Here is an 11,881-nt window from a genome sequence, read left to right as displayed (position 1 = left end):
TTTGCCCTCCTATCGTATCCCGCAGACGAAATTTGTCAGGCGCCCCGGGGCATGCGTAATCTTGTCAGCATGTCTCAAAACTTCCAGTAGTCCGCGCCGCCCGTCGCATTCGACAGGGGCGTTCAGGACAGACGTATCACCTCGGTTTTTGCCCTGCCATGCGGGCCTACGAGGGCATATATGCACGTCAACTAAGACCATTAGGCACAGCTTTCAATTAGAGGCATATCTTGAGTAAGCAAAGTTCAGCACGCAGTAGTCGTGCCCGCCACGGAGAAGATTCCCCGGCCGTTCAGTTCCTCCACGACCGTGCAAAGGAAAGCAAGGTCACTCTGCCTCCGCTCGGAACCACCCCTCGGCACTGGCCCAAGATGCTTCAGGCCCCCCGGGGAACCCCGCTTTTCTACGGCACCACCCAGAGGGGCTACCTCCTTTCGGTGATGAAGGCCTGCCGCGGTCCCATCGCGGTGCAGACAGTCGCCTTGAGTATCGGAACGGTGATTGGGGCGCTGCTTCCCGCCGTCCTCGGAACTTCGATCGATTCCGCGATCAACAATGGTCTCTCCGGACCGACATGGGCTTGGTTGGGCCTTTTCACCGGCTTGATCCTGGTTATGTCCCTGGGTGACGGGGCCAACCAGATGGGTGAAATTGCCACCTTCCTCAACGGCTGTTTTGGCCCGGCTCGGTCGGTAGCACACCGCATTTCACGCGCTGGTCGCGCCGCCAAGCAGGACAAACCGGCGGGTGACGTTGTCACGGGAATAATCAATGACTCCGACATGGTCGGTGCCGCGGTGATGTTTGTCGCCGAGGTCGTTTCCTCCGTGTTGGCGATCATCGTGGTCACCATCGTTATGTACAATATGTCGCCGCTTCTTGGCACGGTGGTCGTCATCGGCTTGCCGATCGCCCTCATCTCCATCGCACTACTGGTCAAACCGATGCAGAAGAAGTTCGCGCACATGCGCGAGGAGCAGGGCAAGCTCACCACTATCTCCACCGATGCCGTGATGGGGCTGCGGGTTCTGCGTGGAGTGGGTGGAGAGACCTACTACAACATCCAGTATCGGGAGCAGTCGCAGCGGGTCAAGGCGGCCGGTATCAAGGTGGCGCGCAACCAGGCCGCCCTGACGATAACTCGAACTTCAGTTCCTCAGCTCTTCATTGCAGTAGTGACAGGTCTCGGGGCCTTCCTGACCTTCCAGGGAGTTATCAGCGTCGGAGAGCTGGTGGCCTTCGCGGGCATGACCGCGTTTCTCTCGACCCCATTTGCGGTGGCGGGGCAGGCTGCCTACCTGGGAAGTCGCGCCTGGGTGGGGGCCAAAAAACTCACGGAGTTCTCCGCGGTGGAACCCCCGACAAACGAAGAGTTACTCACGGATGATGCCGGACTACTTGAGATGGGCGAGATAAACTTTGGCTCCCTGCCCCTGGTCGACCTCACGAGTGGAGTGACCATTCAACCCGGTGTCCTCACCGCGGTGGTGGCACCATCTCCCAGCCTCTCAGCCGCGCTTGCTAAGCGCCTTGCCCGAGTGAGTGACGAGGCCGAGGTTCGCATCGGCGAAACAGATCTGCGCAGGCTCCCCCTGACGACAGTTCGGAAAGGCATCCTTCTTTCCGAGGACGACGCGCAGCTGTTCCGCGGCACCTTGCACGCCGGACTTCGCGGAGTCGTGGCACGGGATCCCGATGAACGCGGCGTGACCGAACTGGTTTACCGCGAGCACCTTGAGGAGGCCGCCCGTAAGGAAGGTACCCTGTTCCGTCCGGACCGGGTTCCCGATGATCCTCGCCTGGGGGAGTCGATGCGGGTCGCCGACGCGGGGGACGTCCTTGATTCCATGTCCGGGGGTATGGCCGGATGGCTTGCTGAGCGGGGCCGGAACCTTAGCGGAGGGCAGCGTCAACGCGTTGCCCTAGCACGTGCCATCTATGCCGACGCCCCGATTCTGGTGGCTGTGGAACCGACCTCGGCTGTCGACTCACACACGGAAGAGCGCATTTCGGCCGGCATTCGTGACGAAAGAGCAGGGAAGACCACCGTTGTTATCAGTGCGTCTCCGCTCTGGCTCGAAAAGTGCGACGAGGTCGTGGTCCTCGACGAAGACGGTCTGGAGTGCGCCCGCGGCACCCACGGTGAGCTTAAGGCCGCCGCTGCGGCAGGCGATCCCGGGGCACTGCTTTACCGCACCATTGTTGACAGAGAGGCAGGTGAGACAGATGAAACTTCCCGTGGCTAACACCAGGCAGATCATTCGTGAGCTCTCAAAGCTCATTCGCCGGCGCAGGGGCGCATTCATCCTGATCCTGTTCCTGCAGATTACGGCTGCCACCGCGGCGGTTGGGCTTCCCTGGATCCTCGGTGACATCATCGATAACATCCGGGCGGGAACGACCTCCCAGTACGTCGGAACCATGGTGGCGATCTCAGTCCTGCTGGTTTTGATCGGCGCCATCACAGGTTTCTACGCCGAATATCACGCCCGGGTTTTCGGCGAGACAATCTTTGCTGAGATGCGTGAAGAACTGGTGGAGACGGTCACCACGCTTCCGCTCTCTACGGTTGAAGAGGCCGGAACGGGTGACCTTCTGGGGCGCACCACCAGGGATATTGAGAAGGTTCAGTTCATGGTGCGCCAGGGCGTCTCCGCGATTCTGGTACTGGTGATGGCGATTGTGGTCACGATTGTCGCCTCCGTGTGGAAGTCTCCACTGCTGTCGGTCGCGCTGTTGGCCGCCATCATCCCCACCTACTTCGTGGTTCGGTGGTACCTGCCCCGAACCATCCCCGCCTACAAGGCGCAGGCCAGTGCCTGGGCAAGAATGTCGGGGGCAATCGTTGAGACGATCGACAATGCTGAGACGGTTGATGCCCTCGGCCTCGAACCACTGCGCAACCGCCGAATTGATGAGGCGATTCGAGAGGCGTGGCGCCTGGAGCGCTACACGGCTTGGCAGCGTGTCTACCTGATGGTTGGCTTGGTCTTCTTCGTGACACTGCCGATCGTTCTGGTCGTCCTTCTGGGGGCATGGTTCATGCCCCTCGGACTGGTCACCGCCGGACAGATCGCCTCGGTGGCAATGTATGCCTACCAGCTGCGCGGTCCGATCTGGAACTTTACGTTCTGGGTGGATGAAATGCAGTTTGCGCAGGCATCGCTGGGAAGAATTTTCGGGGTCAAACTTGTTGAACCCGATCGTGTCCCCACTGGGGAGAAGCCCCCTAACAGCCACATGGAGGCAACGGACGTCACCTACGCCTACACGGAAGGACGCAATGTCCTTCACGGGGTGGACCTCAACCTAGTACCCGGGGAGACGCTGGCCATAGTGGGTCCTTCCGGGGCGGGAAAATCGACATTTGGCCGCATGTTGGCCGGGATTCATCCGCCGACCTCCGGCAGGGTCACCGTCGGTGGCGTTGACCTGGTGAAGCTTGATGAGGAAGAACTGCAGAAGCAGGTCGTCCTCGTCAGTCAGGAGCACCACGTCTTCGTTGGGACCCTGGCGGACAACATGCGTCTAGCCAAGGCGGATGCAAGCGATGAGGAAATGCGTCAGGCGCTGGCTGCAGTCGGGGCGATGACGTGGGTTGAAGATCTTGAGGATGGGCTTGAGACCAGGGTGGGGGTGGCCGGTTATCCGCTCTCCCCGGGGCGGGCCCAGCAGCTGGCTCTGGCTCGAATTGTCCTCATGGACCCGCACACTCTGGTACTCGATGAGGCGACCTCACTGATGGACCCGACGGCCGCCCGTTCATTGGAACGCTCGCTCGGACGCGTCCTTGACGGCCGCACCGTTGTGGCGATCGCCCACCGCCTCTACACGGCGCAGGACGCCGACCGTGTCGCGGTGATGATCGACGGCAACCTGGCTGAGTTGGGCAGCCACGAGGAGCTGGTGGATCGCGGGGGAGAGTACGCCTCCCTGTGGGCCTCCTGGCAGAAGAGCTAGTCCGAAATATCACTGGTAGGGACCGTGGGGTTAGAATTGCGTATGTGAGCACCAACGAACACCCCACGGTCCTTGTCGTCGATTTTGGCTCCTCCTACGCCCAGACTCTGGCGCGGCGTGTGCGTGATGCCGAAGTGTACTCAGAAGTGGTTCCCCGTAACATCACAACCGCAGAGCTGCTGGGTAGGAAGCCCGCTGCGCTGATATTTGCAGGTGACCTCTCCGTCCTTGAACCAACCGCCGAGGAGCCGGGCTTGTTTGACCTCTCCGCCCTTGCCGCTGAGTTCCCCGTGGTCCTCGTCGGTGCCGATGACGAGGTGGTTACGACCATTACCTCAGGGGAACGCCGCGAGGTCCCCGTGGAAGAGTTTGACCGCGCCGCCCTCGAGCGGGTTCTGTTCGAGGATGCTGAGATTGAAGCCACCTGGACTGCCGAGGCGATTGCAGCGCAGCTTATCGCCGAGGTTCGCGAGCAGGTGGGCCAGGACAGGGTCATTCTCGGCCTCTCAGGTGGCGTCGACTCCTCGGTGGTGGCGGCTCTGATCAACGAGGCTGTCGGAGACCAGCTGACGTGCGTCTTTGTCGATCATGGGCTGCTGCGACAGGGGGAGCGCGAACAGGTGGAAGAAGAGTTCGCAGCTGCACTTGGGATCAACCTGGTCACCATCGATGCTGAGGAGCGCTTCCTCGAGAAGCTCAGGGGTGTGGCAGAGCCCGAACGTAAGCGCAAGATCATTGGCGAAGAGTTTATTCGGGTTTTCGAGGACGCCCAGCGAGATTTGGAGGCCGCGGCGCACGGCTCCGAACACGAGTACCGGTTCCTTGCCCAGGGCACCATCTATCCGGATGTGATTGAGTCCGGCGTTGGCGAGGGCGTCAATAACATCAAGAGCCACCACAATGTGGGCGGGCTGCCGGATGACGTGCAGTTCGAGCTTGTCGAACCACTCCGCACCCTCTTCAAGGACGAGGTACGCGACCTCGGACGGGTTCTGGGCGTACCTGAGTCGATCGTGTCACGCCAGCCCTTCCCGGGGCCCGGACTTGGCGTCCGCGTGGTGGGAACGTTGGATAAGGAACGCCTCGACACACTTCGTGCCGCTGACTACATCGTCCGCGAGGAACTGACTGAGTCGGGAATGGATGAACACATCTGGCAGTGCCCGGTGGTGCTACTTGCGGATGTTCGCTCGGTTGGTGTCTTTGATGGGGAGCGTACCTACGGACATCCCATTGTGCTGCGCCCCATTATGTCTACCGATGGGATGACCGCCGACTGGGTCCGCATTCCCTTCGATATTCTCTCGGAGATCTCAGACCGAATCACAGCCGAGGTTCCCGGTGTGAACCGCGTGGTCCTGGATATCACCCCGAAGCCACCGGCCACCATCGAGTGGGAGTAGGGGCGTAACTTGGCTAAGAAGTCCCGCAGTTGGCCCCCGGCGGGGGAGCGTCTTCCGTTACAGGTGATGGACAACCACACCCATCTTCCAGTTCACGAGGGCGAGATCCCCAGGGTCGACGGAGTGCGGTTGCCGCTGGAAGAGCAACTGACGCGAGCGGAACAGGTCAACGTGACCTCTCTGATTAGCGTGGGTTGCGAGATTCTTGACTGGGAGCCCACTCTGGGACTCGCGGCCACCTATCCGCAGGTCCGAGTGGCCCTCGCGATTCACCCCAATGAGGCAGCTCTCCATGCCGGTTTCGTTGACAAGTCTCCTGACGGCTACACCCACGAGACTGAAGAACACCACATTCCCCTCATCGACGCCTTGGGTCGGCTGTCCCAACTGGTGTCGGATCCCGCGGTGGTTGCGGTGGGAGAAACCGGATTGGATTACTTCCGTACGGCGGGCCCGGGCCGTGAAGCCCAACGTGAGTCATTCTCGGCCCACCTTGAGATTGCTGCTGTCCACGGACTCCCTGTCCAGGTCCACGACCGAGAGGCGCACGCAGACTGCATCAGGGTGTTGAAGGAGGACGCCTGGCCCGGCCAGGCGGTTGTCTTCCACAGCTACTCAGGCGACGCCGCCATGGCACGCGAGCTAGCGGAAAATGGTTGGTACGCCTCCTTCTCGGGGATGCTCACCTACCCGGCGAATGACTCACTCAGAATGGCTTTCCTCGAGATGCCTCGTGAGCTCGTCCTCGTCGAAACAGACGCTCCCTATCTGACCCCCGTTCCCTACCGTGGAAACCCCAACGCCTCCTACACCATGCCGTACACCGTGAGGTTTATGGCAGAGTTGTGGGATGCGTCGGTTGAAGAGGCCTGTCAGATCCTGATGACTAACTCTCGCCGGATCTATGGGCAGTGGTGATTTGATGAGCCATCAGAGCGGCTCCGGTTGCTCCCGCGTTTGAATCGTGGGGCAGAATCGAGAGACGCGCCCCTAGGTTCAGGGAAGCGATGAAGGGGGAGGAGGCGCTCCACCCTTCGAATGTCGAGGTGATCTCGTCGGAGAGCGGTTCCCCCAGTTTGCGCATTCCCCCGCCCAGAATGACCATTTCAGGGTCATAGGAGAGGACGATGGCCCGCACCGCCTGCGCAATTCCTGAGGCGAAGCTGCGGAAGATACGCGTGGCCTCCGGGTTGCCGCCCAGGTGTTCGGCAAGAAGTTCATCTGAGGGGTGCGGAGCATCGGAGGGCCAGAGGCGGGTTATTGCGGAACCCGAGGCGATGGTCTCAAGGCAGCCGACCTGGCCGCAGCCGCAAGGATCTCCGCCGGGATCGACGGGGAGGTGGCCGATCTCGCCGGCAACACCTGTGGATCCGGTAAAGATCTCTCCGTCCTCGACCAGGCAGGCAGCCATTCCGGTACCGATGTTGAGGTAGACGACAGAACCGTCGAGGCCGAGGTCATGGGCAGCTCCGATCGCGGCAATCTTGACATCGTTGTTGACGGTGACCGGAACTCCGAGTCGGTCTTCTAGCTCACGACGCAGTTCAAGCTGCTCAAGCCCGAGGTTGACGGCGTTGTAAACCATACCGGTGGAGGCGTTGACGGCACCCGGGATGCCAATACCGATACCGCCGATGCGGTTCATGGGAAGGTCAGCCTGATCAAGAAGGGCAGAAATCACCTTGAGAGCTGAGTCAAGTACTCCCTGATTGCCCTGAAGCGAGGGGCGGGTTGCGGTAGCAAGCTCGCTGAATGTTACCGGGCCGTTTTCGGAGTCGGCCCCAACCAGCACCCCGAGAATCTTGGTGCCACCTATATCAAGGCCAATGAAGTGGTTGTTAGTCGAGGACTGTGGGGGGGGTCATGGAACGCGCGCTACCTAGGGTGAGGGAGGACTGGAAAAAGGCTGTGGATATGGAACGGGGACCGGTTACCGCGGCGCGGACCGGTCCCCGTTCTCTTGATTATCCCTTAACTGCGCCCGAGACCAGACCGGAGGTCATGCGTCCCTGAACGAACATGAAGAAGATGATAACTGGAACTGCAACGAGAGTTGAGGCCGCCATCACCTCTCCCCAGTCGATAGCGCGAGAGGAAGACTGCTGCACGAACGAGCGCAGCCACAGGGGCAGTGTCTGCATGTCCTGGTCCTGCATGATGACCAGGGCAACGGTGAACTCGTTCCATGCCTGGAGGAAGGCGTACACCCCCGAGGCGACCAGGCCGGGAGCCAGGAGTGGGAAGGTAATCCGCAGGAATGCCTGGGTGCGGGACAGACCATCCACCATGGCCGCTTCCTCAAGGTCGGCGGGGATACCGGCTACGAACCCGCGCAGCATCCAGACCGTGAAGGGAACGACAGCGGCGATGTAGATGATTGACAGGCCGACGATTGAGTTGAGCATTCCCAGGGTGCCCATGAGGCGGTACTGAGCAATAAAGAGACCTTCGGCAGGCAGCATCTGAATGAGCAGAACGGCCAGGATGAAGGACTTGCGACCGCGGAAACGGAAGCGGCTGATTGCGAGTGCCGCGAGGAACGCGAAGATCAGGCAGAAAAACACGGTGATCATCGCTACTGCGACTGAAATACCCAGTGCGCTTGTGAAGGTTCCCCGCTCGAAAACCGCGGTGAAGTTCTTGAAGGAACCACCGAACGGCACCCAGGTGGGGGTGGAGCGCTCAAGAACCACGTTCGGGAGCATTGCCGAGTTGACCATCCAGTAGACCGGGAAGGCCCAGACGATCGCGACAATGACGCCGACGAAGCCGAGTGCAACCTTGCCCGGACGGATGCGGTTGCCGCCCTTGATCTTTTTCTCTGTTGCAACAGCCGTGGTCATTATGCTTCCTCCTTCATGAGGTTACGCACGTAGGCCCAGGAGAGGGCGATCGTCAGGAGGAGGACGAAGATTGAAACTGCGGATGCCATGGCATAGTTACCGCCGCCAACCCCCAGCTGGTAGATGTAGGTGCCCAGCAGGTTCGTCTCAGAGGAGATTGACCCCTGGTCCTGCAGCATCTTGATCTGGGTGAAGACCCGGAGATCCCAGATGATCTGGAGGAGGAAGACGATACCGAGGACGGGCTTGATCATCGGAAGGATGATGGTGCGGAGCTGTTGCGCACGGGTGGCACCGTCCATGGAGGCTGCTTCGAGGACCTCTTCGGGAACCTGGGTCAGGCCGGCGAAGATAGAGAAAGCCACGAAGGGGACCGACATCCAGACAACGATGATGACCGCTACCGCATAGAAGGTAATGGGCTCTGCCAACCAGTTGTGGCCCGCCATGTTGTCGAACCCAAGTCCGACAAGAATGTAGTTAACCAGGCCGCGGCGCCAGTCGAAAAGCCAGGACCAGATTGTCATGGCGGCGACAACGGGCATCGCCCATGCCAGGAGCAGGGCAACCTGCAACACGATGAGAACACCCTTGTTCACAGCATTCATGAGCAGGGCGATCATAAGGCCCAGGAACATGGTCAAGAGAGCGGCTGTGAAGCAGAACAGGACGGAACGGAACACGACCTGCCACATGTAGCGGTCGGTGAAGAGTGTGATGTAGTTGTCGAACCAGACCCATTCGGGGGCCGCGGTTCCAAACTGCTGAGCCAGTCCGAACTTCTGCATGGAAGTGATGAACTGCCACAGGAGCGGGTATCCCAGCGCCAGCAAAAGGATGAGGATCGCGGGGAGGATCAAAAGGTAAGGAGCGATTGATCCCTGCTTGCGTCGCTTCTTCGCCGCTGGCTTTTCGGGAATAGGAAGGGGAGCGACGTCTCCTGAGACGGAAACTTCCATCGCTTCGGATGTTGACATGAGTACCTCTGCTGCTTGGGCCTGTATGAAGGGGGGAGGGTTGGACCCTCCCCCCTTCACCAGTCAGTTGCTACTACTGGTTGAGAAGCGGATCCATCTTGGCGTTGTACTCAGCGCCAAGGGCCTTCAGATCGGTCGAATCCTTGATCTTCGAGAAGAACTCTTCCATGATCTCGGCTGCTTCAACAGCTGCCCAACCCGGTGCTGCAGGGGTGAGCTTCGAGTTCGAAGCGGACTCAATCAGAGCCTTAGCGAAGATGTCATCGCCGAGGCTGTCAACGTACTTCTGGTTGGCCGGGCCGAGACCGTTGGCTCCGAGCATCTTCTGGAAGTCTTCCGAGAAGATGATGCGCATGAGTTCCTTAGCGCCTTCGGGGTTCTGGGTCTGAGCCGAGATACCGATGTTGGAGCCACCTGCGAAGACAGGGGCGGGCTTGCCGTCGTCGCCTGGCAGAGCGAAGACACCGAAGGTCTCGTCGTTCCACTCACGAACCATGTCACCCGCGTCGTTCTTGACGAGGTCGCCAATGGACCAGTGGGCCCAACCCGGTGCCATGATGGTGGCTGCCGAGAGCGAAATGGGCTTCTCGCCGTCATCGCTGGCCTCAACGTCCTCATCGTTGATGAAGGTCCAGGGAGCTTCGTCCTTCTGGTCCTTCGGTGCCTTTGAGGCGTTCTGGTAGATGTTCTGGAGCTGCTCCAGACCCTTTACGGTTGCATCCGAATCCAGGGCGCCCTTCCAGGTGCCACCCTCATCGACGGCGATTTCGCCCCCGTTGGCAAAGATCCAGGAGATGCCGTTACGCCAGTCCTGACCACCCAGGAAGAAGCCCGAGAAGTTCTCGATATTCATCGGGTTGGCCTCGGTGATCTCTACGACCGAGCTGTTGAACTCTTCAAGGGTCTTGGGGACGTCCTTGCCAGCCGCCGACCAGATATCCTTGCGATAGAAGGCGTAGCGTGAACCGAAGTAGTAGGGCAGGGTGTACTTCTTGCCGTTTACTTCGCCGACCTTGACGAATGACTGGAGCAGGTCATCGCCGCCGAGTTCCTTGTAGAAGTCTTCATCGATTTCCATAAAGGCGCCAACGTTGGTGAACGTCGGGGACTGGGTGTTGCCGACCTCTGTGACATCCGGGGTCTGCGAGGGGTCGGGCATCGAAGTGGTCAGCTTGGTGACGATGTCGCCCCAGGTCTGCTCTTCGATCTTCAGGGTGCCATCGGTACGCGATGCGTACTCATCCTGCAGCCAGGTCCGAAGCTCGTCTGGGGTGTCGCCACCGATCAGCCAGAGCTTGACGTCTCCGGAAGCACCCTCTTGAGTGGCTCCTCCCGAATCGGTCTCAGACTGCGAGTCCGTGCCTGGATCGGTGGTTCCGCCTGATGAGCAGCCAGCGAGGGCGAGCGCGGAAACCGCAAAGGCAGCGCCAAATGTGGCGAGCTTACGATTCATCGTAAATTCCTTTCATTGTGTTTTACTACTGAACTGTGTTCCTCTGGCGATTCCAAGGAACGTCGTCACAACCTGGGCGGCACAACCGAGCAAAACCAACTGCTTGTCATGACCGCACAGGCGGATCCGGAGATCCTGACTTGCTTGAGGAAGGGTGCATTCCCGCACGACTTCCATTGCTTCCTCTGGCAGGGAACCAGCCAGGAGATCTTCGGGGCCGTACAGCACGACTTCTGAGAGGTCGAGCATGGCGGCGATTGGTGCCAGCACCTCACCGAGGCGGCGCCCCGCCTGGCGAAGGATCGCATCCTTTTCAGAATCAGGTGCCCCTTCGAGGTGGCGGCGTAGGTCGGGAACGGCGAGCCAACGCTCAAGCACGTTATCTGCGCTGTAGGGCTGCCCGGGCAACGTGTCGTTCGGGGAGATGAGATGGCCGATTTCTCCGACTGCCTGGCGCGAACCGCGGATCAGGTTTCCACCGAGCATCAGGCCGGCGCCCAGGCCGTGTCCGAACTTGATGAGGAGCAGGTCGTCCTGCCCCTCTCCGTACAGGCGCTCCCCGAGGAGGGCCAGGTTGGCATCGTTCATCACCACGGTTGGAATCCCCAGGCGCTCCTCAACCAGGGAGCGGAGCGGAACATCCGTCCAACCGAGGTTCGGGGCGTAGGTGATCACTCCGTCGTCACCGATGAGGCCGGGGGTGCCGATTCCGACGCCGAAGACTGGACGGTCAGCGCGTTCAATGAGGGCCTCAAGCGTCGAGTAAACCAGCTCCAGAGCGTCCTCACCAATCGCGTTCTCACGTCCGACAACGATCTCTTCCACGACGGTGGCGTCCATGGTAACGAGGGCACCGCGAACCCGGTCGTGCTCAGAGAGGTCGAGTGCTGCGACGAGGAAAGCATCCAGCGCGAGATCTAGTACCACCCCGGGTTTGCCGGGACCCCGGGTGGGTCGGGTCCCCAGTTCACGGACGAGTCCGGTTTGGAGAAGGTCCTGAACTAGGTCGGAGACGGTCACCTTCGCCAGTCCGGTGGCACGGGCGAGGTCGGCCCTGCTCTGCGGTCCGCCCTCGTACAGCGTGCGTGCCAGAAGACCCCGGTTGTGCTCACGGGCGTGGTGGGGCAGCGCTTTGCGGTCAGAAGCGGAGGGCCCTGCGGTCATCGTTGGGGTCTGAAATGTCACCGGGCAACTCCTTCCAGATAGTTCTGAACTCGCATTGCAAAAGTACTGAGGGGGACGGCA

The 11,881-nt window shown here is 60.5% G+C and carries 9 protein-coding genes; 4 read left to right on the top strand and 5 right to left on the bottom strand.

What is annotated here, in order from left to right; translation table 11 throughout:
• The first annotated feature begins 230 nt into the window (after positions 1-230).
• The 4 genes from CS903_RS00335 to CS903_RS00320 all read left to right on the top strand — a co-directional run bounded on the left by CS903_RS00335 (position 231) and on the right by CS903_RS00320 (position 6,281).
• A complete protein-coding gene (locus CS903_RS00335) occupies positions 231-2,246 on the top strand; it encodes an ABC transporter ATP-binding protein (protein WP_099331565.1) in 2,016 nt (671 codons plus the stop codon).
• Positions 2,227-3,960 (top strand): ABC transporter ATP-binding protein, encoded by a 1,734-nt coding sequence (locus CS903_RS00330; protein ID WP_099331564.1) that lies wholly within the window; start codon positions 2,227-2,229, stop codon positions 3,958-3,960. The genes CS903_RS00335 and CS903_RS00330 overlap by 20 nt, the downstream gene beginning before the upstream one ends.
• 44 nt (positions 3,961-4,004) lie before the next feature.
• Positions 4,005-5,363, top strand: coding sequence for a glutamine-hydrolyzing GMP synthase (guaA, locus tag CS903_RS00325; RefSeq protein WP_099331869.1), 1,359 nt, complete (start codon positions 4,005-4,007; stop codon positions 5,361-5,363).
• Positions 5,364-5,429: 66 nt separating this feature from the next.
• Positions 5,430-6,281 (top strand): TatD family hydrolase, encoded by an 852-nt coding sequence (locus CS903_RS00320; RefSeq protein ID WP_099331563.1) that lies wholly within the window; start codon positions 5,430-5,432, stop codon positions 6,279-6,281.
• On the opposite strand, the gene CS903_RS00315 is transcribed toward CS903_RS00320, so the two are convergent.
• From CS903_RS00315 to CS903_RS00295, 5 genes are all read right to left on the bottom strand, one after another.
• Complete coding sequence (locus tag CS903_RS00315; RefSeq protein ID WP_277984862.1) at positions 6,250-7,179, bottom strand: ROK family protein; 930 nt, start codon at positions 7,177-7,179, stop codon at positions 6,250-6,252. The two genes, CS903_RS00320 and CS903_RS00315, sit on opposite strands and share 32 nt — an antisense overlap.
• 148 nt (positions 7,180-7,327) lie before the next feature.
• Positions 7,328-8,206, bottom strand: a complete 879-nt coding sequence (locus CS903_RS00310) for a carbohydrate ABC transporter permease (protein ID WP_099331561.1) — start codon at positions 8,204-8,206, stop codon at positions 7,328-7,330.
• Complete coding sequence (locus tag CS903_RS00305) at positions 8,206-9,183, bottom strand: carbohydrate ABC transporter permease (protein WP_242491676.1); 978 nt, start codon at positions 9,181-9,183, stop codon at positions 8,206-8,208. Before CS903_RS00305 ends, CS903_RS00310 begins: the two co-directional genes overlap by 1 nt.
• 73 nt (positions 9,184-9,256) lie before the next feature.
• Positions 9,257-10,636 carry an extracellular solute-binding protein gene (locus CS903_RS00300; protein WP_099331560.1) on the bottom strand — a complete coding sequence of 460 codons (1,380 nt, stop codon included), beginning with the start codon at positions 10,634-10,636 and terminating at the stop codon, positions 9,257-9,259.
• Between the two features lie 12 nt (positions 10,637-10,648).
• On the bottom strand, positions 10,649-11,821 hold the full coding sequence (locus CS903_RS00295; protein WP_099331559.1) for an ROK family transcriptional regulator: 1,173 nt from the start codon (positions 11,819-11,821) through the stop codon (positions 10,649-10,651).
• Positions 11,822-11,881: the final 60 nt, after the last annotated feature.

This window comes from Actinomyces minihominis, assembly GCF_900187855.1.
GTDB classification, from domain to species: domain Bacteria; phylum Actinomycetota; class Actinomycetes; order Actinomycetales; family Actinomycetaceae; genus Scrofimicrobium; species Scrofimicrobium minihominis.
The sequence above is the reverse complement of the archived record's forward strand: the minus strand, read 5'-3'. Positions and strand labels throughout refer to the sequence as shown.